We start from the raw sequence: 25,438 nt of genomic DNA, 5'->3' as shown, positions 1-25,438 counted from the left end.
CCTGCTACTGGACCTTATTCCAGAGCAGGCTGTTCCTGTCGGTAACGGGATGGTGACATGCCAGACCAGCGCTTGAACTGACGACTGAAATGGGCAATATCCTTATAACCAAGCATGACGGCAATATTCTGAACGGACAGCTTCGGATTGCCCAGAAGAAGCTTCGCTTCATGCAAAACCAACTGGGACAATACAGCACGTGGAGACTGACCAAACACCTGCTTGAACACGCGATTACAGTGAGAAGAACTGATGCCCAGCTCTGCTGCAATATCATCAATGCCATAGTGACCGTTGGATTCGTGTCCCTGTTTGAATTGTTGACTCATCAGGCCTTGCAATCGATTACGAATCTGGTGGGCGAGTTCGATCTTCTCGTGTCCGTCGGTAAACCATTGCGCTGCCTCTTGCGAGACTGCCTCCCACAGATGGCCAAATAGTTCAAATACCGCAGATTGCAGCTGCATACGCTGTACCATCGTATTTGCTACTTCATCATCCGCAGATGACATCAATTTGCGCAAAACAGGCTCGATCTGCTGCGTAACCGGGCTATCTGCACTGAATCGCACTTGTTTGATACGCGCCAGCAACGATAGGAACAACTGATCATCAATGTCAAAATGCATGCAAAAATACGTGAATCCCTTGCCGTTATGGCTCTGGCTGGAATGAATGCTTCCCGGAGGAATCAGGAGCAGTTCGCCAGCCTTTTGAATGTATAGGGTACCATTCACCATCATGCGTTGCTCGCCTTCCGTGACATAATTCAATTCATATTGAGGGTGCTCATGCGCCGGATAATCCCAGTCCATACCAACACTTCGTAAATGAATGGCGAACAGATTGACCGTTGTTTGTACATCTGGATAAAAAACTTCATGGACACTTTCTCCCAAAGTAGGAGGTAAATACGTTGAAGACATGGAAGATCCCCCTTTATTAGAGGTTGTTCTAAAAATGTGATTTTGATTACGCACGTATATCAAATGGAATGTTTTTTTGTAACCGCTTTAATCCATTATAGTCTATCAGCTTGATTTGGGTAAATATCCGATTGATTTGATCATGGTCGGAGGTGGAACCACGTGTTAGGATGGGGCTAATGAAAACGTATGCATACCATTCTGAGAGGGGTTATGATTCATGAGCACATTCAAATCCATCTTTTATAATGCACATCACGCACCGATTGGTGCTTTTGCGAGTTTTACACTGGGTTACAAAGGAGCCAAAGGCGGGCTGGGTCTTGAACTCGGCAAGCCGGCTGACCAGAATGTATATATTGGATTACAATCTCGCGATGGCGACAATTATCAGGCGCTTCCTTTTTATGAAGCTTCCGAGGATGAGAGCAGCCGCTATGATGTAGAGAAGTTGGAGAATGGGGACCCGGCGTCGACAAACGCGACCAAAGTTCAACAACCTCTTATTACGGCTTTTCGCGATGAAGAGATTACCCGTGAATTTACCTCAGGTACGGATACGTGGACTGCTGGAGATCTGACGTTCCGTATCTACTCGCCTGTACGTCCAGTACCTGATCCAACGAATGGGGATCGTGAAGAATTAATGGATGCGCTCGTACCAGCTGTATTGGTTGAGATGACGATTGACAATACGGAAGGTCAACAATCCCGCAAAGCCTACTTTGGCTATCAGGGCAATGATCCGTACTCTGCGATGCGTCTGATTGGGGGACCGGAAGGTGGTTCCATCACAGGTGTGGGACAAGGTCGACTTACAGCAATTATGTCTGCAGATGACGGACTGTGGCCCGCACGCGGATTTACGCTGGAGAAACTGTTGCAGGAGAAACATCGGGAGAATCTGGCATTTGGACTTGGCTCAACCGCTGCACTACTGATGGAGGTTCCGGCTGGAGAGAAACGTACGTATCAATTCGCAGTATGTTTCTATCGCGGGGGCATTGTGACGACCGGAATGGACACAACGTATTGGTATACGCGGTACTTCTCCGATATTCAGGCAGCAGGAGAGTATGCACTACAACGCTTCAGTGAGTTGACCGCATCCTGTGGAGAGGTTGAACAACGCCTTGGATCGGCTGCTTTGACCGAAGATCAATCATTCATGCTTGCTCATTCCATTCACAGCTATTATGCCAGTACTCAATTGCTGGATGCCGATGGTGAGCCACTCTGGGTGGTGAACGAAGGGGAGTATCGGATGATGAACACACTTGATCTGACGGCTGATCAGTTGTACTTCGAGCTTGCCTTGAATCCATGGACGGTGCGTAATGAGCTGGAGTGGTTTGTGAAACGATACAGTTATACGGATCAGGTTCGTTTCCCGGGGGAAGAGAAGTTATATCCGGGCGGAATCACCTTTACCCATGATATTGGTGTTGCCAATGTCTTCTCACGCCCTGGACACTCGGCATATGAGCTGGTTGGCATTGACGACTGCTTCTCACAGATGAGCCACGAGGAACTGGTGAACTGGCTCTGCTGCGCGACAGTATACATTGAACAGACACAGGATCAAGCTTTTGTGAAAAACATGTTGCCTGTTATCCAGGATTGCTTCGAAAGCATGCTTAATCGTGACCATCCCGACGCTGAGCAGCGTAACGGTTTGATGGGTCTCGATAGCAGCCGTACCCAAGGTGGAGCGGAGATTACAACCTACGACAGCCTGGATGTGTCACTTGGACAGTCTCGCAATAATATCTATCTGGCGGGTAAATGTTGGGCGGTCTATGTCGCATTGGAGAAGCTGTTCGCAACTGAGAAGTTGGCAGATCTGTCCCATCAAGCAGGGCTTCAAGCGGATCGCTGCGCTGCCAGTATTGCTGCACAGTTGACTGATGGCGGCTACATTCCAGCTGTTATTGCAGAAAATAATGATTCTCGAATCATTCCGGCGATTGAAGGTCTGGTGTTCCCGTACTTTACAGGCTGTGAAGCAGCACTGGATGTCAATGGTCGTTTTGGACCTTATCTGAAAGCACTCCAAACTCATCTGAACACGGTTCTTGTACCGGGAGCATGTCTTTTCGAAGATGGAGGCTGGAAACTGTCCTCAACAAGCAATAACTCGTGGCTGAGCAAAATCTATTTGTCCCAGTTTATCGCTAGAGAGCTGCTGGGTGTGAAATGGAATGAGACAGGCAAGGCAGCAGACGCGGCTCATGTCAACTGGCTGCTGCATCCGGAGGAATCCTACTGGTGCTGGAGTGACCAGATCCTGTCTGGTGTAGCGGTTGGCAGCAAGTACTATCCGCGTGGTGTAACGTCGATTCTATGGCTACTCGAAGGAAAAGGGAATCACCTTGGGCAGATCTATGCCAGCAAGGAGGCGGTACAATGAGCCAATCCGTCATTCAATCTGCCTTGTCAGGTCCACAGTACGATGCGTGGCTGGGGTATCACTCCGAATTGCCAGAAGCGAATGGACTTGCTCAAAAGACGGCTCCTGCGTGGAGCAAGCTGATATTGGTGGAAGAGAACCATGGAGTAATTACAACAGCTCTGACCGAACTTTCACGGGGACTGGAGAGGTTATATGGCGTGAAACCGTCGGTCAGTCATCTTTCTGATACTCAGGAAAGTGAACGGGACAGTCATGCTTCCGCTCCCGCAATACGAATCGGCACTTGGACAGGGAGCGATTCCGTGGCTGGGTTGTTCAGCGAGACAGAGCGTTCAACTGTTCAAGGGGAAGGGTATATCATTCGTGAGAACGAGACCGAAGGTTTACTGGTCATTGGATCAGAGACTCCCCAAGGTGTGCTGTATGGTGCATTCCATCTGCTTCGAGAGCTGACAATGGATCAAGGAAGAGCACATGAGGCGGATGACGCTGTGAATAAGTGGAGCTTCATTAGAGAGCAGCCAACCAATGCGCTACGGATGATTAATCAGTGGGATAACGTGGACGGCAGCATTGAGCGTGGTTACGCAGGAGAATCCATTTTCTATGATAACGGGGAATTCACGCTGGACTTGGGACGGATCCGGGATTACGCACGTTTACTCGCTTCCACGGGAATCAATGCCATATCGATCAACAACGTCAATGTACACCGCCGTGAGAGTCTGTTTCTGACGGAACGTTATCTTAGTGATGTGGCAAAGGTTGCAGCTGAATTCAGAGCGTATGGCATTCGATTGTTCCTGAGCGCCAACTACGCAAGTCCAATTGAGATTGGTGGATTGCGTACGGCTGATCCGCTGGATGCGCAGGTACGGGAATGGTGGAACATTCAAACGGCCAAGGTGTACGCAGTGATTCCGGATTTTGGCGGTTACCTGATCAAGGCAGACTCCGAGAATCGTCCGGGACCATTCACGTATAACCGTGATCATGCCGATGGTGCGAACATGCTGGCTGAAGCCCTTCGGCCATTCGGTGGATTGGTCATCTGGCGTTGCTTTGTCTATAACTGCAAGCAGGACTGGCGGGATCGTTCCACAGACCGTGCGCGGGCAGCCTATGACCACTTTACGCCGCTGGACGGGCGTTTTGCCGAAAATGTCATTTTGCAGATCAAAAACGGGCCGATGGACTTTCAGGTGAGAGAGGCGGTATCCCCGTTGTTCGGCGCCATGGAAAATACAAATCAGGTGATTGAATTTCAGATTACACAGGAGTATACCGGGCAACAACGTCATCTCTGTTATCTGGTTCCCCAGTGGAAAGAAGTATTGGACTTTGACACATATGCCAAAGGTGAAGGTTCAGAGATCAAGAGAATTGCGGACGGTTCTCTGTATAAACGACCATACAGTGGCTTCGCCGCAGTATCCAATATTGGTGCAGATGCCTGTTGGACAGGACATCCACTCGCGCAGGCGAATCTATATGGATATGGAAGACTTGCGTGGAACCCGGAGCTGTCCGCGGAAGAGATTGCCGATGAGTGGGTGAGACTCACATTTGGACATGAAGACGAAGTTGTGCGGCAGGTTACCGGCATGCTTTTGACTTCACTAGATATCTATGAGAATTATACTGCGCCTCTCGGTGTGGGTTGGATGGTTAATCCGGAACATCATTACGGGCCGAATGTAGATGGATACGAGTATTCCAAATGGGGAACGTATCATTTTGCCGATTGTCATGGCATTGGTGTAGATCGAACCGTGAAGAGCGGTACAGGATACACTTCACAGTATCACCCTGAGAATGCTGATCGTTATGAGTCCGTAGACACCTGTCCGGATGAGCTGATCTTATTTTTCCATCATGTGCCGTACACCCATGTTCTGCATTCGGGTAAAACGGTCATTCAGCATATTTATGATACACACTTTGAAGGTGTTGCGCAGGCGGAGGCGTTAGCCGAGACATGGAGAGGGTTAGAGGGCAAAATCGACCCGGTTATTTTCAGCAAAGTTGCTTCATTACAGGACAATCAGGCCGAACATGCGAAGGAATGGCGTGACATGATCAATACGTACTTCTATCGCAAGAGCGGCATTGCGGATGAACAAGGTCGAACAATCTATTGATTGGTGAAGTGAAGAAAGAAGATACCTTGTTTTCTTTGATGTAGAATAGACAGCATGGACATACATGAGGAGGAGAACCGTATGGGACAATATCAACTGCCTGAGACCATGAAGGCCGCTGTCATGACAGAGCCAGGACACATTATTATTGAGGAACAACCCGTCCCGCAACCGGCAGCGGATGAGGTATTAATCCAGGTGATGGCTGTCGGGGTGTGTGGCTCGGATGTGCATTATTTTGAACATGGACGCATTGGCAGATTTGTGGTGGAGAAACCGATCATTCTGGGTCATGAGTGTGCGGGGATCATTGCTGCTGTTGGCTCGAACGTATCACGTCTCAAAACAGGGGATCGGGTTGCTATTGAGCCTGGGGTGACTTGCGGACGTTGCACGGCATGCAAAGAAGGTCGTTATAACCTGTGTCCGGATGTACAATTTCTAGCGACCCCTCCGGTGGATGGGGCATTTGTACAATACATGGTGATGCGTGAAGATATGGTATTCCCGATCCCCGATCATCTGTCTTATGAGGAAGCAGCTATGAACGAGCCATTCTCAGTTGGTATTCACGCTGCACGCCGCAGCAAACTGGCTCCGGGTACAACCCTGGCGATTATGGGCATGGGTCCCGTTGGACTCATGGCCGTGGCTGCTGCCAAATCTTTCGGTGTAGAGAAGATCATAGTAACGGATCTGGAGGAAGTTAGGCTGGTAGCAGCTCGCCGCATGGGTGCCACGCATACCATTAATGTGCGGAATGAAGATGCGCTGGCTGTGATTCGCGAGTTAACAGGTGGTGTGGGTGTTGATACCGCATGGGAAACAGCGGGGAATCCAAAGGCGCTACAATCTGCTCTGTATTCACTTCGACGTGGAGGAAAACTTGCGATTGTGGGCCTGCCTGCACAGGACGAGATCGCACTCAATGTTCCCTTTATCGCAGACAATGAAGTTGATATCTATGGCATATTCCGTTATGCCAATACGTATCCGGCAGGAATTGAATTTCTGAGCTCCGGCCAGCATGACGTGATTTCCCTGATTACAGATCGTTATTCACTCGAAGAGACACAGCAAGCGATGGAGCGCGCATTACACAATAAAAGCGGCAGTCTGAAGGTCATGGTATATCCGAACGGTATGTAAGAACAACCTGGAAAGAGTCCTGCGGTTCAGGACTCTTTTTTTGTTTTTTTCACAAAAAAGTATGGGTCAAGCTCCCATAACATGGTATAATTCATGAAGATTTTAATATATAAATGGATACACACCATATTGGTGAATAAGTACTTAGCGAAAGGAACTGAAGGTTGTGAGAGTACATGAATTTATGATACACGCTGATTTTCATCGGGATGATCTGATGTCGGTATCTTCTCAAGCGTCACGTTTTTCCTCGGATATTATTTTGTCGTATATGGAGTCTGAGCATGAGCATCGTGTAGATGTCAAAAGCCTGCTTGGAATGGCGTTACTACCCATTCGATATGGTAGTGTTGTCAGATTACAGACAAGAGGCAGGGATGAACTGGAGGCTTTGGAGTACATGTTGAATGTACTGGAGAAAGGGACGGCGTGACACCTGATTAGGTGCAAAATCACAGATATCATATTTTTTTTAGCTATTCCTCAAAACCTGCTGGTACTTTGTCCAAAAAAAGAGTATAATAAAATGTAGTTTGATTCTAAAGAAGTACCCATATTAAAGGAGTGTAAATAGATTATGCCAAAAGTTGACATCCATCCAAAGACACAACTCGTAATTTTTTACGATGCAAGTGCTGATTTCAAATTCCTGAGTTCTTCCACGAAGTTCTCTAACGAAACTATGGAATGGGAAGACGGTAACTCTTACCCAGTAATCCGTGTGGACACTAGTTCCGCATCCCACCCGTTCTTCACTGGTAAACAAAGAAACGTGGATATCGGTGGCCGTGTTGATAAATTTAACCGTAAATACAACATCAACAAATAAGTTTGTCCATACATTGCAAAAAACCTCGGGATTTGTCCTGAGGTTTTTTTGTGTACATTAAAAATTAATTCAACCAATTATTGCGCTTACAACACATTCGGATGTACACTAGGAAACAGAGTACGAACATATTGGAGGAGGAAATAGAGATGAGCAGCATCACACATATGGTAACGTTTACACTTTACGCGGGTAAAGATACACCGGAGGCCGAAGCCTTTTTGAAGGAAAGTTCGGATGCACTGGCTGTCATTCCTGGCGTAGAGCAGTTTCAGATTCTGAGACAGGTAAGTGAGAAGAATGAGTTTGACTACAGCTTCTCGATGGTCTTTGCAGATCAGGCTGCGTATGATGCATATAACAATCACCCGGTTCACCGTCAATATGTAGAAGAGCGTTGGGAAAAGGAAGTCAGCCGCTTCCAGGAAATTGATCTTATTCAACATCATAATTAATAGTCTCCTCATATAGGAAAAAGTTGAACTACCATATACAGCATTGAACAATGCTGTATATCTCTCTGAATGATGCGTAATTGTGAGAGATAATAAACATATTTACGAAATCGTTTTCGGAAAATTAATTCAAGGAGGTTTTCGCTGTTATGCAATTGGATCTCTCAGGAAAAACGGCTCTGGTTACAGGAGCAACCGGACAATTGGGGAGAGTCATCGCCCGCACGTTGGCAGCCTGTGGCGCCAATCTGGCTCTACATTACATAAATAATGATACCAAGGCTCGGGAGCTTCAAGGTGAGATTGAAGCACTCGGTCGTAAGGCTGTAATTGTACAGGGGGATATTACAAAGCAGGATACGGCATTGCGGATGCGTGATGAAATTCAGCCTATCTTCGGCGGAGTCGATATCGTTGTTGCCAATGCGGTCATTCAATATGAATGGACAACGGTGTTGGAACAGTCTCCTGAAGATTACTTGAGCCAGTTCGAATCCTGTGTCATGCAGAGTGTCTATCTTGCCAAAGCTTTTATTCCACATATGCAAGATATCAGAGCCGGTCGGTTCATTGGCATCAATACGGAATGTGCAATGCAAAATTTCGCTCATCAATCGGCCTACACCGCTGGTAAGCGTGGAATGGATGGTGTATATCGCGTACTTGCCAAGGAGGTTGGCGAGTATCAGATTACCGTAAACCAGGTTGCACCTGGATGGACGATAAGCGAACGTGATCGGTCTAGTGAGCCTGGACATGATGAGGCATATACACGTACTGTGCCGCTGAAGCGCAGGGGTGAGGATCAGGAGATCGCCAATGCGGTAGCTTTTCTCGCTTCGGATCTGTCCTCATTTATCACTGGTGCCTATATCCCGGTAAGTGGTGGCAATGTGATGCCTGCTATCTAGTGTCTGATTTGGATTCGGGGAATCACATAAAAATGAATAAACTGAGTTTAACCGTAATCCGTTTGTCATTCGACAAGCGGATTTTTTGGCATTTTGCTAACAATGAAATAACTGTTCAAGGGGCAGGTTTTTGTTTCATATATCCAGACATACATATGAGTTGGTTCGGTTTTCGGAAGATTGGGGTATAAGAATAGGTATATTAACAGAGTGGAAACATAATCAAAATGAGCAATTAAAGGAGACCCATCACTTATGAAAAAAACAGTCGCGGACGTTCTGGTTGAATCCTTATTGAACGCTGGCATCAAACGCATATATGGCATTGTTGGAGACTCCTTGAATGCGGTACTCGACTCCATTCGTCGTTCGGGCAAGATCGAATGGATTCATGTACGTCATGAAGAAGTAGCTGCATTTGCTGCTGGGGCGGACGCTCAGGTCAGTGGAAGTATTGCTGTCTGCGCAGGTAGCAGTGGTCCTGGTAATATGCATCTGATCAATGGTCTGTACGATTGTCATCGCAATCGTGTGCCTGTACTCGCCATCGCTGCACATATCCCAAGTGACGAGATTGGCAGTGAATATTTTCAGGCGACGCATCCGGAGTATCTGTTTCAGGAATGTAGTGATTATTGTGAAGTCATTACGACAGCAAAACAGATGCCGCGTTCTCTCACGATGGCCATTCAGACAGCAGTCGCACGTTCAGGTGTGTCTGTCGTTGTATTGCCGGGGGATGTAGCAGGACTTGAAGCAGCAGATCTGCCTGTGCCTGAGCATGTGTATCATGCGACCAATCCCGTGGTACATCCTTCTGAGACTGAACTCGTGAAACTGGCGGAGTATCTGAATCAAGGCAAAAAAATTACGTTATTGTGCGGTGCAGGCTGCGCAGGCGCTCGGGAACCCCTTATGCAGCTCTGTGATCGCTTGAAATCCCCGATGGTTATTGCGCTACGAGGCAAGGAATATTTGGAGTATGACAACCCCTATTCCGTGGGTCTTACGGGTCTAATTGGGTATTCATCCGGTTATCATGCCATGATGGACTGTGATGTATTATTAATGCTGGGAACGGATTTCCCATATCGTCAATTCTATCCCGAAGATGCGAAAGTCCTTCAGGTCGACATTCAATCTTCCCATCTGGGTCGGCGCACGAAGCTGGATTACGGCGTATGTGGGGATGTGAAAGCGACCATTGAAACTTTGCTTCCTTATCTGACAGAGGAACACAGTGACAAACATCTGCGTAAAAGTGTGGATCGTTATGTGAAAGTACGCAAAGATCTGGACGAGCTGGCCGTTGGAAAACCGGGTAAAAAGCCCATCCATCCGCAGTACCTGACCAAGGTCATTAGTGATGCCGCAGCTGAAAATGCCATCTTCACCTGTGATGTCGGAACTCCGACAGTATGGGCGGCCCGTTATATCGAGATGTCTCGTAATCGCAGGCTGCTCGGTTCATTCAGTCATGGTACGATGGCAAATGCTTTGCCACAGGCAATTGGTGCTCAGGTCGCTGATCCGGGCAGACAAATCATCTCGTTGTCGGGTGATGGCGGTATTACGATGCTGATGGGTGATCTGTTGACACTGAAACAGCATAATCTGCCGATCAAAGTTGTGGTGTTTAATAATGGAGCGCTCGGTTTTGTTGAGTTGGAGATGAAAGCTGCCGGATTCCTGGAATCTGGAACAGAGCTTGTCAATCCCAACTTTGCGATGGTTGCTCAAGCCATGGGCATGGAAGGTATTCGGGTTGAGGATCCGGATGAACTGGAAGGAGCTGTGCAGCGTGCGCTTCAGCATGATGGTCCTGTGTTGATTGACGTGGTGGTGAATCGTCAGGAATTGTCCTTACCTCCGAAGATTGATATCAAACAGGCGGAAGGATTCACCTTATGGATGATGAAAGCCGTGCTCAACGGACGCGGTGACGAAATTATTGAATTGGCAAAAACCAATTTGCTGCGTTAAAGTGTTTTGATAAGCGGATATGCACCGTTTGAAGTTGAATAGATACCAACTTAAAAAATATTGTATATGTAAAAGAGGAGCATGCAACAAGACGTTATAGTTGTGTGCTCCTTCAATAAAAATGCTGAAAATATGACAGGTTATATAGTATGAATACATATTATATGATTTGTTTTTATGTCGAAAGTCTATTAGAATAGGTAAAGTCAGGAAGGTTTTATGCCATTTTTGACCTACATATTGCATCATTGCATGTAAGTACGTTTCATATCGTATTCATCGATCCAATCACAAGATGACACACACACATGGAGGAGATCAAAATGAGTCACGCAGGAAAAGTAGCCATTATTACTGGAGCAGGAAGTGGATTGGGCCAAGCAGCAGCACTGAAGCTGGCTGAGAAGGGTGCATCCATTGTCGTTGTGGATCTTGTCGAAGAGACAGGTCTTGAAACGGTTAAGCAGATTGAGAAGCTGGGAAGTAAAGCTATTTTTGTACAAGCAGACGTGAGTAAAGCACCTGAAGTGGAGAATTACGTAAAAAAAGCAGTCGAAGAGTTCGGACGAATCGACATGTTCTTTAATAATGCAGGTATTGCAGGTCCTGGGATCAAGCTGATTGAACATACGATTGAGCAGTTTGACCAGATCATTGATATCAACCTGAGAAGTGTATTCTACGGGTTGAAGTATGTAATTACTGAAATGCTCAAAACAGGTGGGGGTTCTATTCTGAACACGGCTTCCACAGCCGGTATTGTTGGTGTACCCGCAGTTGCACCATACGCAGCAACCAAACATGGCGTAGTGGGCTTGACCCGCACAGCTGCAATTGAATATGGCAAGGACAACATTCGTGTAAATGCGATTGCACCAGGTACTATTGAGACACCGATGGTTGTTCAGTTCGGTAAAGACAACCCTGAAGTGTTCAAGGCAACCGTTGATAGCATTCCATCTGGACGTCTGGGCAGACCGGAAGAGATCGCTAATCTGGTTTCCTTCCTGCTTGGAGATGAAGCGCCATATATCAATGGTGCAGTATATCCGATCGATGGTGCAGTTACGGCTCAATAGGAGTTCTGCTTATCGGTAATAGAATAGCCGTTAAAATGGTTAAAGAGAGGCTGCTGTATACATACAGTGCCTCTCTTTTTGGTTTGTTTTTTGTACTAGGAATGCATATTATGCAACGTTGTGCGTTGTATTGGTTTGTATACTTTTTACAGATGCTGAACGATACGAGCCTATAACGATGATGATGGCAACAGCAACCCCGACAGCGCCAATCCAGGTAATGGATGATAATGAAACGTTGCTGACCACGATTCCGCCAATACCTGCGCCGGCAGCCATCGCCAGTTGCATCACCGAACTGTTGAGGCTTAGCATAATGCCTGAGGATTCCGGAGCCATGGTGATCAGGTTATATTGCTGAGTTGGACCCGAAGACCAGGCGGCAAAAGACCACAAAATCAGAACAAGGAAGACAGCGAGATGAGAGCTTGCCGTTATATTCAACAGGACCAGACTCACGATATGCAAAGTCATGCCTGTGATTAGCGTTCGTTTGACACCCCATCGGTCAGCACTGAATCCTCCAACTTTTGAACCGATCAGGCTTGCTATGCCAAATGCGAGTAAAGCTGAACTGAGTAGTGCTTCGCTCATTCCTGAAACGGATACAAGGTAAGGTGAAATGTACGTGTAGGCAATGGAATAACCACCTAACCAGAAAAATGTCACCAGCAGTGCCAGTACAATTCGTGGCTGTTTGAGCAAAGACAGTTGTTTCTTCAGTGGAACAGGTGCTTCTGCTTTGGAAGGCGGAATGGCGGCCGCGATCACCAGCATGGCGAGAATGCCAAGAACGGCGATACCGGCGAAAACAAGCTTCCAATCCCAAGATGCAGCCACAAGCCTTCCGAGCGGAACGCCAACGATCAAAGAAGCCGTAAATCCAGTGATTACTGTGGCGATTGCACTAGCTTGTTTGCCCTCTGCCGCTATTTGGGAAGCAACCGTTAATGCCGTGACAACAACAACGCCCGCGCCCAAAGCCATCAATACTCGTGCTGCGACGAACAGTCCATAACCCGGCAACAGATAGGCAAGAACATTAGCCACAACGAATAGACCGAGGAAGTATAGCAACAGCTTGCGACGGTCCCAGCGCGAAGTCAGTGCAATAATGACAGGTGTACCTAGCGCATATACGAGTGAAAAAATCGTAATGAGCTGTCCGGCAGCGATTAAAGAGATATTCATGGTATGTGCAATACGATCCAAAATACCGGCAATGACATATTCGGACGTTCCCACAAGGAAACTGACCAAGGCAAGAACATAGATTTTGAGCGTAGAAGACATGGAAACATAACCTCTTTCTGATTATAATTATTATATTTTTAGAAATATAGAAATAAAGACGATAGAACAAGACATGAATGCTCTGAATGCAACCCATCTGCGCGAATGGTAATGCTACAACCTAGATAATGAATATTGGTATAAGCGTAAACTTAGATGACCTCGTTCTACTAATGAATATTGTACATTGTTTCAATATTTCTAATTATATAGAAATACAACTCAAATTTTTTATTTATTTAGCAGATAGGGAACAAACTTTTGTGCGGTCTCCGTGTTCAGGCTGTAGTAGATATACGTACCTTTCTTTTGCGATGTAAGCAGACCACAATCGGACAGCTGTTTCAGATGATGAGACAGAGTCGATAGGGCAACCGTAACAAGGCGGCTCTCCAGATCGGCAGGACACAGGTTGCTTTCGCCCGATAAAATCTGAATGATTTTGTAGCGTGTTTGTTCGCCCAGCGCTTTATGAATTTTGACGACTTGTTCAATCTCATTTGAGTTTGATTGCATGATAATTTGTCCTTTCGTCTTTATTTCTTATTTCTAGTAATATAGAAATAACAGTAGCATATGTCGTTTGAAAAGTAAAATCTCGGACGAAGGTTCCAGACTTTCTACTGCGTCTGTGTTAACAGCAGAAAGTCTGGAGTGACTTCCCCCGAGAGTTATGTGAGTTGTATATTACTGATCCAGAGAATCAACATAGTCTTTGGCTTCCTTCAACGAAAGACCTCTGGCTTCACGCAGTCGTTTGATCGCCATAATTTTTTTCCCTTGTTGTATAAGTGTAAGCAGTTCCTGATCCAGATCCGTTTGGGCTGGTTGGCTAGTGTGGGAAGGAGATGCTTCCTTCGGCGACAAGGTGTAATTGAAGTCTGAGCGTGCGCCTGCGGTTGAACCGTTCTCCAGACGCTCCACATCTCTTTTCAATTCATTCAATTGGCGTTGCAGGCTGGTGACTCTGACCAGTAACACAAGGATCAGAAGCAGCAAAACGATCCATACCAAGGTGTTCATTTCCATGATGTAAGGTGCCTCACTTTCATTTATTCATATTTAGCCATTATTTAAGTTGACCGGGATTTCCTTGACACCACTAACAATCATACCAGGTCTCCATTCGAGTTCATTTACGTCAGCCTGAAGCTGCATATTTGGAAAACGATTCAGAAGTGTGCTGACCGCAATTTCACCTTCCAGACGAGCAAGGGGCGCTCCGAGGCAGAGATGAATGCCTGTGCCAAATGCCAGATGCGAACTCTTCTCGCGGGTAATATCAAAGACATCAGGATCTTTGAACTGCTCCTCATCCCGGTTAGCGGAATCAAGCGCAACGATAACAAGTTCACCTTGAGCAATATGCTGTCCACGGAATTCGATATCGTCCAAAGCCCATCGAGAAGTACTGAACTCCACCGGACCATTGTAGCGCAACATCTCTTCAATGGCGTTGTGAATAAGCTCCGGCTGCTTGATGAGCAGTTCGCGTTGCTCAGGGTGCTCCAACAGAGCAAGTATCCCATTGCCGATGAGATTAACAGTCGTTTCATGGCCCGCGATGACTAATAAGGAGACAACGCCAAGCAGTTCTTGTTCAGTTAACTGCTGCCCGGATTCTTCCGCAATGACGAGCTGGCTGATCAGATCAGTGCCGGGATCTCGGCGAACTTTCGCAAACCAGGCCGTCAGGTAATCCGTAAACTCCCTGGCATGCTGCTCAAACAGCTCGGCGCTCTCGGCTATGGAAGCATCAATAATCGTATTGGACCAGATGCGGAATTTGTCACGATCCTCAAGAGGGACTCCCAAAATTTCACTAATGACAATGATGGGCAGCGGGAAGGCAAAGTCATCGATCAGATTCATTTTTTCCTGTGACGGGAGGTTGTCCAGCAGTTCATCAGCAATGTCCTGAATATGGCTCCGCATGTCTGCGACCAGTTTGGGTGTGAATGCTTTCTGCACAAGTCCACGAAGACGTTTATGATCCGGCGGATCGGAGAATAACATATTATTGGAGAAGATGCTTTGATTCTCAGCGCCGTAACGTCGGACCATGTCTTTGCTGAAGCGAGGATCTTTCAGGATCTGGACTGCGTCCACATATCGGGTAATAATCCAGCCGAATTCGCCATGAGGAAACATGATTCTGAAAACGGGCTCATCTTTTCTTAACTTTTCATACACCGGGTAAGGGTTATGCGTGAATTCTTTCGTGAAAAAAGCTGGCTTTGAGAACTCGTTGGCTTCATTCGGGTTCAAATGCAAAATCTCCTCTCATATTCCTGCATAATACCTGCACCCTCTATATATTCAATACACAAGCTTTTGAAACCTTGTTTCTTCTTCATATAGATGATAGAGCAGGAAAATAGAGGAAGATGGAAGAAGACATGGTAGAGAGAATCGGTTATTATGCTTGGTAAAAATGAAAATGAGGTGAACGCTGACATGTTTTACGCACAACTTCCTTTGCATCACCACCAGATTCCGGCAAGTCGAATTGTTCTTGGGTGTATGCGGTTTGGGGGTGAATGGGATGGGCTCCCCATTACTTCAGATCTTGTGGTAGAAGGTCATCGAGCGGTAGAAGCAGCTATCGAAATAGGCATTAATCACTTTGATTTGGCGGATATTTACACACGTGGTAAGGCAGAGCATGTCTTGGGGCGAGTTTTATCCGAAACTCCTGGCTTGCGTGAGCAGATCATTATACAGTCGAAGTGTGGTATACGTCTTGTAGGTGATGATGAAGGACCGCAACGTTATGACACCTCAGCTGCACATATCCTGGCGAGTGTGGACGGTATTCTGGAACGGCTCGGGATCGATTATCTGGATATTTTGCTGTTACATCGTCCTGATCCACTTGCCCATCCGCAAGAGATAGGAGAAGCACTGGCTGAGCTGCATCATTCCGGTAAAGTGCGCCATTTTGGTGTGTCCAACATGGGTTCTGAACAGATTCGCCTTCTTCAGCTTCATAGTAAAGTACCTCTGATTGTGAACCAGCTGGAGATGAGTCTGGACAAAATCGGATTCGTAGAAGCTGGTGTAACGGTAAATCGGCCGCAAGCCAGAGACAACGTGTTTCCCTATGGCACGATGGAATATTGTCAGGCAGAGCATATTCAACTGCAGGCTTGGGGTCCACTAGCTCAGGGGCGATTTACTGGCAGGGTGGTTGAGGGACAGCGCGCAGAGATTGAGCATACGGCTCAATTGGTTGATCGAATGGCCAAGGAGCGTGGAGTTACACCGGAGTCTATTGTACTGGCTTGGTTAATGAAGCATCCAGCAGGGATACAACCTGTCATTGGTTCGATTCGACCAGAACGTATCCTGGCCTGTCGTGATGCAACGAATATTGAGCTTACCCGCTATGATTGGTACGAGCTGTATTCGGCTTCATGCGGGCGTAGAATGTAAGTAGGGACTTCAAAAGAGATGGTCAGTTTCGATCAAAATTCATAGATGTTGGGTGAAATTTGAACATATAAGAAGACACAGGCAGCTAATGGCCTGTGTTTTCTTTGTGATAATCAGCTTCATTTGGTTGAAACACATGATCGAAAGTGTAATGAATCCTGAGGTCATATGGCCTACAATGCGTTTACATGGGTAATAAGCATGCTGATTCGGATCCGGAAACAGTGTGTTGGCACGGCTGTAAGGATGGTTCACCTTCATACTTGCGCTAGCGGCTATGTCCATGGAATTAGGAAAAGTGCTGATAAGAAGGACGTTTCAACCATTTTTATCGTTTTACCGGGTAGTTGTTCGAGGGCTGTGATAAAATGATAGGAATAAGAACATACGATCTGTTTAATTGAGAGGAGACACCTTGACGATGGAGATGCTCAAACCACCCGCCGAGATATTATACGAGGTTGAATTACGCGCGCTGCGAGAGGAAGATCAGGGGAAACGTCCCCCTAACTGGCTGTTATCTCCTGCCTATGTGCGCGATTTTATTATTGGCAGGGATAAGCCTGCATTATTGAATGGAGAAGAGATCCTGATTACCCGCAAATTCTATGGCAATGACGTGTTAATTGAACGTGCAGTGGTTACTCTGGCAGGCAATCGAGGATTAATGCTCGTGGGAGAACCCGGCACAGCCAAGACCATGCTTAGCGAACTGTTAACTGCTGCGATTTCCGGTACCAGTCTAAACACGATTCAAGGTACAGCAGGCACAACAGAGGATATGATCAAGTATTCCTGGAATTACGCCATGCTGCTTGATAAAGGCCCTTCGGAAGCGGCACTTGTGCCATCACCGTTATATAACGGCATGAAGAAAGGTATTCTTACCCGTTTTGAAGAGATTACACGTTGTCCCGCGGAAGCGCAGGATAGTCTGATCAGTATTCTCAGTGACAAGGTCATGAGCATTCCTGAACTGGATGGTGGTGTACTGTTTGCCCAACCGGGATTTAACGTCATTGCTACAGCCAATATTCGGGATAAAGGTGTTAACGAAATGAGTGGTGCATTGAAACGGCGGTTCAATTTTGAAACGATCAAGCCCATTCATAACGTGAAGATGGAAGCCAAAATCATTGAGTCCCAGGCACGAAGCCTGTTATTACATAGTGGAATTGATATTGACATTAACCCGGACGTGGTTGAATTGCTGGCTACAACATTTATGGAATTGCGTACCGGCATGACACGGGAAGGCTACAAGCTCGACACCCCTCAAGCATCCATGAGTACGGCGGAAGCAGTGTCTGTCTATGTCCAGAGCGCGATGACTTCCTATTATTACGAGGATAAGGCTATTGGGCTGGATCGGTTGGTGCAGAACATGCTGGGTACCATTGCAAAGGAAAACGACAAGGATCTGTCCATTCTCAAAACCTACTTCTCCAAGGTCGTAAAAGAACGTTCCAGAGAAGAGGGAATGTGGAAGGACTATTATGAGGAGAGAAAATGGATCGGTTAACAGCGGTACTGGACCCTGATGTTGATCAGTTACAATCCTTGTTCGAATCCCAGGTGTATAACCTGAGTAATCCTACGGTCTATTATCCAATACGACACCATAGCCCTGCATGTTCATATCACTTGTTACGATTAATCGGAGAGTACAAGCCGGATATCATTCTGATCGAAGGACCAGAGAGCGGTAATCCATTAATTCCGGTGCTGAGTGATGAGGCAACCTTACCTCCTGTCAGTCTGTACTATACCTACGAGAGTGAATTGGAGAGAGAAGCCTGCTATTATCCGATGCTTCGGTATTCGCCTGAATATGTAGCTTTGAAAGAAGCAAAACGGTTGGATATTCCGGCGAGGTTTATTGACTTGGACTATCAACACTTCTCCACTCGTGCATCCAAATCCGGCCAGACAGAACAAAAGGAGATCTCCATCCAGGACGAAACCTTGCTTGCGGGGTCTGACTTCATTAACCGGTTGTGTCAAAAAACAAACTGTCGCAGTTTTGATGAATTGTGGGAAAAGGTGTTTGAGATCGGTGGCCTGGAGAAATCTACTGAGGAATTCGTGCAGGATGTATTCACATATTGTACGTTATCCCGAATGTGCTATTCCACGGAACGATTACAATCTACAGGTGATCTGGCAAGAGAATCACATATGAAACAACATATTAATCAAGCGGTGCAGGAACATGACCGTGTGCTTGTCATTACCGGTGGATTTCATACGTATGGACTGTTGATGTCAGAAAAACATGAATCCCAATTGGAACAGCCAGAAATGGATAAACAGCATGCAGACCAACGTTTGGATGGACAAGGTAAACCAGGTACGTCTCAACAAAGTGCGGTGAATCCAGATACGGTTCACCAACAAATGTACCCGATGGTCTATACCTTTGCTGAAGCGGATCGGCTCAATGGATATGCGAGCGGCATGCCTTATGTAAATTATTACGATCAGATCTGGAACCAGCTGCTTCGCAAAAAGAGTACACCATATAATCTAACGGCTCTGGACTTGTTATCCCGGCTGATGCGCCAATTACGGGACGGACACGAGCATGTATCAACCAGTGATGCAATTGAGGCATACAGTATGATTCAAGGTCTTGCCGGGCTTCGGGGTAAAAGGGAAGGCGGCGTCTATGAGTTGATGGATGCAGCACTATCTTCCTTTGTGAAGGGGGAGCTTACCTTGGCGACCGATAAACCGCTGCAAGAGCTGCAGCAGTTATTGACAGGAGACGTCATTGGAAGTGTGGCTCCCAATTCATTCAGTATTCCCATCGTGGAGGACTTCAAGGCGCGTTGTACAGAGTACAAACTGCAGATCCGCACAACAGGACAGCACAAGAAAGTGCTGGATCTGTATGCGAAACCGGAGCACCGTCAGATAAGTCAATTGATTCAGTGCATCACCTATCTGGTTCCGGAATTCGCGAAACGGCAATCGGGGCCGGACTGGATCGCAGAGCGTGACATGAATCTCGTACGTGAAACCTGGGTTTATATGTACTCCTCCCGTATTGAAGCCAGATTGATAGAAAACTCTCTCTATGGCGGAACACTTGCTGGAGCGGCTACGCGCAAAATGGAAGAACAAATGCAAGAAATACCGGATCATCATAGCGGTGAACTTGCCCGACTCATGCTTCAAGCGCTACTTATGGGGCTTCAGGACACAGCGATGAAACTCTATGAACAGGTCCGCTCAGCGCTGAGAACGGACGGGAATTTTCTATCCCTATGTAATAGTCTGCATGTCTTGAACCGAATTCATCAACACCGCAGGTTGCTGGGATTATCTGACGAGCAACATCTCCCTGATCTGGTATCCGAAGCTTATAGGAACGCCGTGGACAAGTTGTTACAGCTCTCCAGAGCCAATCCGGATGAACATGAAGCCATTATTCAGGGATTGAAGCTGCTAGCTATGCTCGCGGAGTCATCGGAGGAGCATTTTCAGGATGAGACATTCCGAATACATCTGAATGAGCTTCTGTCTGATCACCAGCTTCCGGCTCAGCTGGAGGGTGTGTGTGTGGCTATTTCCTCAGGGCTCGGTGACAGGCCCAGGGATGAGATTGTTGATCGTGCTCGCGGGTATATCCATGGTACACCGGATCAGACCCGTCAAACGGCACTTTTTTTACAGGGAGTGTTCACTGTAGCACGTGACGCTTTTTTGTATGAAGATCAGCTGTTGTCCGAGTTGAATTATCTGATTGAACAGCTGTCATACGACGACTTCATCAGTATGGTACCGGAATTGCGGTTGGCATTCACCTACTTTACACCAATGGAGACGGGCTTGATTGCTGAACGGGTGGCGAGTCTGCATCAGGTTGAGCCAGAGGAAATGTTGAGGCCTGCGGTGGATGAGCAGATGCTGACTCAGTCCAAAGCATGGGACGAAGCGCTTCGAAAGGAGTTTGCGTCATGGAAGCTAATATGAATGAAGCGAATCGGACAACGGAAGAAATCGGAGAAATAGATGAACCCTCCAATCTGGATGGAAGCAACCGAGGGGATCATCATTCTGCTGAAACCTTAAATCGATGGCGTCTGATTCTCGGTGAATCCGCTGAAGAAGGGTTGTGTAATACAGACCAATACACTTCGGCTGAATTTCAATATACGGAAATCGATGAGATTCTGGGGTATCTCTATAACCGTGAATACGGTGAAGAACAAGGTTATCGAAAAGAGGGAGGACGCGGTGCGTCTAACCTGACTGTACCGAAATGGCTGCACAAGGTCAGGGATCTATTCCCCAAACCAACGGTAGAAATATTGGAAAAACAGGCGCTTGATCGTTATGGGCTGACAGAATTGTTAACGGACAAAAAGCTGCTTGAATCCCTTGAACCAAACATGAATCTGCTCAAGAACATTATGCAGTTCAAAGGAAGGATGAAAGGTGAGGTGTTAAAGAGCGCCAAGGATATTGTGCGAACCGTGGTTGAAGAGCTACGCAGCAAGCTGGAATCTCAGACCCGAGCGAGTATCATGGGCAAGCGCAGTCGCTATACCTCCAGTTCAGTGCGATCCTTACGCAATCTGAATTTCAAGCGAACCATCACCAAGAATTTGAAGAATTACGATAAAAACAAGCGCAGGTTTGTGATTGATCGTCTGTATTTCGATGGGAATATTCAGCCCCATAACAAGTGGAACATCATCATTGGTGTGGACGAGAGTGGCAGTATGCTGGATTCAGTCATCTACAGTTCGGTGATGGCCAGCATCTTCTATCGCTTGAATGCACTGCGCACGAAATTATTCATATTTGATACGCAGGTTGTTGATCTGAGCGACAGGTTGGAAGACCCCGTAGACGTGCTCATGAATGTACAGCTCGGCGGGGGCACACATATTACCAAAGCGCTGCGTTATGGCGAGACGTTAATCGATAATCCAGGCAAAACCATCTTTATTCTGGTCAGTGATCTGGAGGAAGGGTACCCGATCGCGCAAATGTACAAAGCCTGTAAAGATATCATCGATACAGGATGCAAGCTACTGGTTCTCACTGCACTCGATTTTAACGGGGATTCAGTCTATAACAAACATGCTGCACAGACGTTAACGAATATGGGCGCACATGTAGCAGCAATTACGCCTAACGAACTCGCGGATTGGATTGGCGAGATCATCACTTAAATTCAAGGAGGAATGTGTAATGCTTACCGCAGACCGCGCAGTTGAAACTTTGGTGGAGAAATTCGCAGTAACCTGTTCAAACGAGTATTCATTAAAAACAGATCGCAGCTCCGAAATTATCGATTACGTCTTGGGAACGACAGACAAGTTCCCGGATATGATGGGAAATTCGAGTCATTATGTGTATCAAACGATTGATCTGCTCATGAAGCTTGCCAAAAAAGACGATGGAGATATCTTTTACCGTGCCGGGGCTATTGTGATATATCTGGAATCCAATTATTCCAAAAGAAATTCATGGAGAACGGATGCCTTTACTGTCTGTATGGGAAATGACTCCGAAGCCTACGGATTAAGCGGGAAGAGCAAAAGCGCTGATCGCATGGATGGATTGTTGTCCCGGTTGGAGAAGATCAAACAGTTTGCAGGCGAGAACGAAATTCTGACTGAATTAAAGAGTAAATTAAAGCGTGCCCAGTGGCTTTTTGATTCCAAAAAAGCGGACAGTCAAGGGGATTACCGGGATGTAATTAATGCATTAATGCTGCTGCAACTATATTCAAGACTCAGTGACACGGCTTCTCATCTTGCAGAGGTTCAATCTTCTGTTCAATCGTTACCAGTGTTGTTTCAACATGTAATGGCTAATGATCCAGATAAGTTGCGGGACGAGCTACATACGTTGATTGAACCTGTAGTGGTCAGTAATATTCAAGGAAAACATAACGGATCTTCCCAAGAATTGAAGGATGAATTCCTCAAGGAGAAGCGTAGTCAGCTCATAGCTGAACTGTATCCCAATACGTCTTTCTCTTCAAAAGAGCAATGTTCACACACTGTATTCCATCAAACTATGGTGCTTGTGAGTGGTACCTTGTTGTACCTGATTAACATTAGCGGAGGTAAACAACGATTCCTTGATACGAACAGTGAGATTGGACATGTTTTGCTTCACACAATACATCAATTACATGAGATTTATCCACTTGAAGTTCGCCGTTACTTGCTGAGTATGGACCCTAGAGCAAAGAGTCCAAATGATCTGCTTGCTGGACTTGTGCCTCTGGATGAGCCTTATCAGTTGGTTGAAATGTTGCGGGACGAGCTTAATTCGTACACGGTATCTTGGAACATGTTACAATCTGCGATCGCGAATCGTCCTGAACAAGCGATTCGAGCATACGAGATTATGAAACCGCCATTCCTGAAACTCTGCATTCAGAAATTCATGGAGGATCAAGGAGTGACATTGCCTAATGCGGAGGGGTCACTGGAGCAAGCGGTATTTAACGCTCTTCGGCATCCTTTGGACGGGGGACGTCAAGGACTTGCGATTGCAAGATACTTAAGTGGGGAAAACACGCTGGAGGAATATTGGGAGGACCCGAATAGTCGTGGGTTGTTTAATCAACTGAATCGGGATAAGAAGCGTGTTCACAACCTCATTAGTATTAGTTTTCTGCCCTTGGATTCGGAGGCGATGCGCAGGTTCGCAATCCTGACCACTCATCCCGATTGGACACTGGATATTATCTCGGACATGTACAATTCATACGCGTTTAGTGGAGAGCAGCTGCTTCAACGTTACGGGCAAGACCCTGAGGTGCAACGTGAGAAATTGCTAACCAGCCTGATCTCACTCAATGGCATGACCGACTACAGATACAAATCGATGCCGCATGACGAATACCGCCGAATCATTCAGCAGAATCTGGACTATGCACTGACACAGTACAAGAAATTGCCAACAGATACGCGCATTTTAATTCTGGAGATTACCTTTGAACAGCGTGATGAGTTATCGAAGAAAATATTGGCTGAAGCGATTCGTGCCGGACTGCAGGATTCTTCCAAAAAGGCCAACGGCGTGGCGTTAGCGGAATTCAACCGTATTCCTGATCAGGACTTGTATACGCTCGTATACCTCTCGGAGAAAAAAGTGGCGATCAAAGAAATGGCTCTGACCGCGATCCGCAGTTTGGAAAACAGCAAGGAGCTGTATGGTGAGCTTTTGAAAAAAGAGAAGTCCGATGAGTGGAAGAGCTTGATCCAAATTCTGCTGGATACCGCAGATCTAAGTCCAGAGTATGCCCATGCTGCACTCGCTGATCAGGCGGATGCCAAAAAGTTGTCGAGACTGAGCTGGTTGTCCTTGAAAGATCTCCCTTCACTGATACGTATTGAAGACAATCAGCCTTTAGATGACCGGATTAAACAGTATGCTTTGGTCCAATCATTGGATCATACATCCGGTCCTAATGAACGGTTGAATGAATTACGAGATTACGTAAGTGAGGCATCGCTCGCTCGTTTTGCAAGTGAATTGCTTCAGGTCTGGATTCAAGAAGGTGCCCCCGCGAAAGAAAAGTGGGTGATGTATGTTTCAGCACTCTTTGGCGATATTCAGATTGTGAATATTCTGGCTCCGCAAATTAAGGAATGGACAGAAAACAGTCGTGGCGCGATTGCAGCAGATGCTGTAAAGGTGCTCGCTTATCTGAAAGATCCATCCGCTCTTATGGCGATTGACAAGATCAAACGTGGCGTGAAGAACCGTCAGGTGAAAGGTGCAGCAGAAGAAGCATTGCAACTTGCAGCCGATAATATGGGACTTACCTCGGAACAACTGGAGGATCGGCTGGTCACCACACTTGGTTTTGATGGAAAAGGAACCATGCAGCTGAGTTACGGAGAGCGTTCCTTCTTGGTTAAGATCAATGGAGACTTACAAGTCGTTGTCTTAAATGAAGAAACGGGCAAATCCGTGAAGAGTCTTCCTGCTCCTGCACAGAAAGATGATCCTGAATTGGCAGCGCAGTCCAAGGCACGTTTCACACAGCTGAAAAAAGATCTCAAATCCATGGTTAACATTCAGGCGCAGCGTCTGGAAGAGTCATTGTCCAAGCAACGTCTGTGGTCTGCCGATGAGTGGAAAGCACTGTTCGTACAAAATGTAATCATGCAAAAATTTGCTGTTGGTCTGATCTGGGGAACGTATGAGGATGGCGCTCTGATCAGCACGTTCCGTTATATGGAGGATGGCACTTTCAATTCTGTGGATGAAGATGAGGTTGATCTGCCTTCGGGTGCGCAAGTGGGACTTATACACCCGCTGGAACTGGATCAGGCGACGCTTGAAGGTTGGACAACGCAGTTGGAGGATTACGAGATCAAGCAGCCATTCGAGCAATTGAATCGTGAGATTCACCAGCCGGAAGATGAGGATAAAACGAAGAATGAATACGATCATCTGCCCGAGTCTGATTTTTCACCAACGGCTTTCCCCAAAGCACTGGAGAAATACGGTTGGATCAAAGGACCGGCACAGGACGGCGGGTGGTATCATGAATTCTATAAAGAGTACGGAGATCTTGTTGCGGAATTGCAATTCAGTGGTACAAGCATCACGTATTACGAGGGATTGGATGACATTACCCTGGAATCCCTACATTTCTTCAAACCGAATAACAAGCAATATTATTACTATGGGGACAATAAACCCATTGCTCTAGGCAACGTTCCAGGTCGCGTGTTCAGTGAAACGATCTACGATATTCTGAGAGCAACGGGGCGTTGATGACGTGAGTGGATTCAAGGAAAAATTCCGGATTTTTTCGAAGCTGTGTACGGAGGATTAT

Annotated in this window: 19 protein-coding genes; 14 read left to right on the top strand and 5 right to left on the bottom strand. The window is 46.6% G+C overall.

Annotation, left to right across the window (positions count from 1 at the left end):
- Positions 1-14 precede the first annotated feature (14 nt).
- On the bottom strand, positions 15-926 hold the full coding sequence (locus tag AC4E8D_RS17460; protein WP_339176967.1) for a helix-turn-helix domain-containing protein: 912 nt from the start codon (positions 924-926) through the stop codon (positions 15-17).
- Between the two features lie 220 nt (positions 927-1,146).
- Here AC4E8D_RS17460 and AC4E8D_RS17455 point away from each other — a divergent pair, with 220 nt between their 5' ends.
- From AC4E8D_RS17455 to AC4E8D_RS17415, 9 genes are all read left to right on the top strand, one after another.
- A complete protein-coding gene (locus AC4E8D_RS17455) occupies positions 1,147-3,336 on the top strand; it encodes a glycoside hydrolase family 52 protein (protein ID WP_490204998.1) in 2,190 nt (729 codons plus the stop codon).
- Positions 3,333-5,480, top strand: a complete 2,148-nt coding sequence (locus AC4E8D_RS17450) for an alpha-glucuronidase family glycosyl hydrolase (protein WP_490204997.1) — start codon at positions 3,333-3,335, stop codon at positions 5,478-5,480. Before AC4E8D_RS17455 ends, AC4E8D_RS17450 begins: the two co-directional genes overlap by 4 nt.
- A gap of 81 nt (positions 5,481-5,561) precedes the next feature.
- The gene (locus tag AC4E8D_RS17445; RefSeq protein ID WP_490204996.1) at positions 5,562-6,629 is read left to right on the top strand and encodes an NAD(P)-dependent alcohol dehydrogenase; all 1,068 of its coding nucleotides are present in this window, start codon (positions 5,562-5,564) and stop codon (positions 6,627-6,629) included.
- A gap of 184 nt (positions 6,630-6,813) precedes the next feature.
- Positions 6,814-7,062 (top strand): HPr family phosphocarrier protein, encoded by a 249-nt coding sequence (locus tag AC4E8D_RS17440; protein ID WP_017688214.1) that lies wholly within the window; start codon positions 6,814-6,816, stop codon positions 7,060-7,062.
- 144 nt (positions 7,063-7,206) lie between these two features.
- Positions 7,207-7,458: a type B 50S ribosomal protein L31 gene (locus AC4E8D_RS17435; RefSeq protein ID WP_062834756.1), complete on the top strand. Its 252-nt coding sequence runs from the start codon at positions 7,207-7,209 to the stop codon at positions 7,456-7,458.
- A gap of 149 nt (positions 7,459-7,607) precedes the next feature.
- On the top strand, positions 7,608-7,913 hold the full coding sequence (locus tag AC4E8D_RS17430) for a Dabb family protein (RefSeq protein ID WP_221821497.1): 306 nt from the start codon (positions 7,608-7,610) through the stop codon (positions 7,911-7,913).
- A 149-nt stretch (positions 7,914-8,062) separates the two neighbouring features.
- Positions 8,063-8,824: an SDR family NAD(P)-dependent oxidoreductase gene (locus AC4E8D_RS17425; protein WP_221821496.1), complete on the top strand. Its 762-nt coding sequence runs from the start codon at positions 8,063-8,065 to the stop codon at positions 8,822-8,824.
- A gap of 255 nt (positions 8,825-9,079) precedes the next feature.
- A complete protein-coding gene (poxB, locus tag AC4E8D_RS17420) occupies positions 9,080-10,807 on the top strand; it encodes a ubiquinone-dependent pyruvate dehydrogenase (RefSeq protein WP_490204995.1) in 1,728 nt (575 codons plus the stop codon).
- Positions 10,808-11,130: 323 nt separating this feature from the next.
- Positions 11,131-11,886, top strand: coding sequence for an SDR family NAD(P)-dependent oxidoreductase (locus AC4E8D_RS17415; RefSeq protein ID WP_062834752.1), 756 nt, complete (start codon positions 11,131-11,133; stop codon positions 11,884-11,886).
- 108 nt (positions 11,887-11,994) lie between these two features.
- Here AC4E8D_RS17415 and AC4E8D_RS17410 read toward each other — a convergent pair whose 3' ends face one another.
- From AC4E8D_RS17410 to AC4E8D_RS17395, 4 genes are all read right to left on the bottom strand, one after another.
- A complete protein-coding gene (locus tag AC4E8D_RS17410) occupies positions 11,995-13,179 on the bottom strand; it encodes an MFS transporter (RefSeq protein WP_449004913.1) in 1,185 nt (394 codons plus the stop codon).
- A 231-nt stretch (positions 13,180-13,410) separates the two neighbouring features.
- Positions 13,411-13,695, bottom strand: a complete 285-nt coding sequence (locus tag AC4E8D_RS17405) for an ArsR/SmtB family transcription factor (protein ID WP_036613842.1) — start codon at positions 13,693-13,695, stop codon at positions 13,411-13,413.
- A gap of 171 nt (positions 13,696-13,866) precedes the next feature.
- A complete protein-coding gene (locus AC4E8D_RS17400) occupies positions 13,867-14,208 on the bottom strand; it encodes a ribosomal protein L7/L12 (protein WP_237174968.1) in 342 nt (113 codons plus the stop codon).
- 33 nt (positions 14,209-14,241) lie between these two features.
- A complete protein-coding gene (locus tag AC4E8D_RS17395) occupies positions 14,242-15,447 on the bottom strand; it encodes a cytochrome P450 family protein (RefSeq protein ID WP_490204994.1) in 1,206 nt (401 codons plus the stop codon).
- Positions 15,448-15,600: 153 nt separating this feature from the next.
- Here AC4E8D_RS17395 and AC4E8D_RS17390 point away from each other — a divergent pair, with 153 nt between their 5' ends.
- The 5 genes from AC4E8D_RS17390 (at position 15,601) to AC4E8D_RS17370 (ending at position 25,377) form a co-directional block, all read left to right on the top strand.
- Positions 15,601-16,614 carry an aldo/keto reductase gene (locus AC4E8D_RS17390; RefSeq protein ID WP_490204993.1) on the top strand — a complete coding sequence of 338 codons (1,014 nt, stop codon included), beginning with the start codon at positions 15,601-15,603 and terminating at the stop codon, positions 16,612-16,614.
- A gap of 421 nt (positions 16,615-17,035) precedes the next feature.
- Positions 17,036-18,136: an ATP-binding protein gene (locus AC4E8D_RS17385; RefSeq protein ID WP_490204992.1), complete on the top strand. Its 1,101-nt coding sequence runs from the start codon at positions 17,036-17,038 to the stop codon at positions 18,134-18,136.
- On the top strand, positions 18,124-20,592 hold the full coding sequence (locus AC4E8D_RS17380; protein ID WP_490204991.1) for a DUF5682 family protein: 2,469 nt from the start codon (positions 18,124-18,126) through the stop codon (positions 20,590-20,592). Before AC4E8D_RS17385 ends, AC4E8D_RS17380 begins: the two co-directional genes overlap by 13 nt.
- Positions 20,577-21,800 carry a VWA domain-containing protein gene (locus tag AC4E8D_RS17375; protein ID WP_490204990.1) on the top strand — a complete coding sequence of 408 codons (1,224 nt, stop codon included), beginning with the start codon at positions 20,577-20,579 and terminating at the stop codon, positions 21,798-21,800. Before AC4E8D_RS17380 ends, AC4E8D_RS17375 begins: the two co-directional genes overlap by 16 nt.
- A 19-nt stretch (positions 21,801-21,819) precedes the next feature.
- Positions 21,820-25,377, top strand: a complete 3,558-nt coding sequence (locus tag AC4E8D_RS17370) for a DUF4132 domain-containing protein (protein WP_490204989.1) — start codon at positions 21,820-21,822, stop codon at positions 25,375-25,377.
- The last annotated feature ends 61 nt before the right edge of the window (positions 25,378-25,438 follow it).

This window comes from Paenibacillus sp. SRL342 (assembly GCF_984798905.1).
The sequence above is the reverse complement of the archived record's forward strand: the minus strand, read 5'-3'. Positions and strand labels throughout refer to the sequence as shown.

What these genes read in the sequence shown, in the direction of transcription:
- AC4E8D_RS17460 (WP_339176967.1), bottom strand. Translation starts at nt 926, where the DNA reads ATGTCTTCAACGTATTTACCTCCTACTTTGGGAGAAAGTGTCCATGAA.
- AC4E8D_RS17455 (WP_490204998.1), top strand. Translation starts at nt 1,147, where the DNA reads ATGAGCACATTCAAATCCATCTTTTATAATGCACATCACGCACCGATT.
- AC4E8D_RS17450 (WP_490204997.1), top strand. Translation starts at nt 3,333, where the DNA reads ATGAGCCAATCCGTCATTCAATCTGCCTTGTCAGGTCCACAGTACGAT.
- AC4E8D_RS17445 (WP_490204996.1), top strand. Translation starts at nt 5,562, where the DNA reads ATGGGACAATATCAACTGCCTGAGACCATGAAGGCCGCTGTCATGACA.
- AC4E8D_RS17440 (WP_017688214.1), top strand. Translation starts at nt 6,814, where the DNA reads ATGATACACGCTGATTTTCATCGGGATGATCTGATGTCGGTATCTTCT.
- AC4E8D_RS17435 (WP_062834756.1), top strand. Translation starts at nt 7,207, where the DNA reads ATGCCAAAAGTTGACATCCATCCAAAGACACAACTCGTAATTTTTTAC.
- AC4E8D_RS17430 (WP_221821497.1), top strand. Translation starts at nt 7,608, where the DNA reads ATGAGCAGCATCACACATATGGTAACGTTTACACTTTACGCGGGTAAA.
- AC4E8D_RS17425 (WP_221821496.1), top strand. Translation starts at nt 8,063, where the DNA reads ATGCAATTGGATCTCTCAGGAAAAACGGCTCTGGTTACAGGAGCAACC.
- poxB (WP_490204995.1), top strand. Translation starts at nt 9,080, where the DNA reads ATGAAAAAAACAGTCGCGGACGTTCTGGTTGAATCCTTATTGAACGCT.
- AC4E8D_RS17415 (WP_062834752.1), top strand. Translation starts at nt 11,131, where the DNA reads ATGAGTCACGCAGGAAAAGTAGCCATTATTACTGGAGCAGGAAGTGGA.
- AC4E8D_RS17410 (WP_449004913.1), bottom strand. Translation starts at nt 13,179, where the DNA reads ATGTCTTCTACGCTCAAAATCTATGTTCTTGCCTTGGTCAGTTTCCTT.
- AC4E8D_RS17405 (WP_036613842.1), bottom strand. Translation starts at nt 13,695, where the DNA reads ATGCAATCAAACTCAAATGAGATTGAACAAGTCGTCAAAATTCATAAA.
- AC4E8D_RS17400 (WP_237174968.1), bottom strand. Translation starts at nt 14,208, where the DNA reads ATGGAAATGAACACCTTGGTATGGATCGTTTTGCTGCTTCTGATCCTT.
- AC4E8D_RS17390 (WP_490204993.1), top strand. Translation starts at nt 15,601, where the DNA reads ATGCTTGGTAAAAATGAAAATGAGGTGAACGCTGACATGTTTTACGCA.
- AC4E8D_RS17385 (WP_490204992.1), top strand. Translation starts at nt 17,036, where the DNA reads ATGGAGATGCTCAAACCACCCGCCGAGATATTATACGAGGTTGAATTA.
- AC4E8D_RS17380 (WP_490204991.1), top strand. Translation starts at nt 18,124, where the DNA reads ATGGATCGGTTAACAGCGGTACTGGACCCTGATGTTGATCAGTTACAA.
- AC4E8D_RS17375 (WP_490204990.1), top strand. Translation starts at nt 20,577, where the DNA reads ATGGAAGCTAATATGAATGAAGCGAATCGGACAACGGAAGAAATCGGA.
- AC4E8D_RS17370 (WP_490204989.1), top strand. Translation starts at nt 21,820, where the DNA reads ATGCTTACCGCAGACCGCGCAGTTGAAACTTTGGTGGAGAAATTCGCA.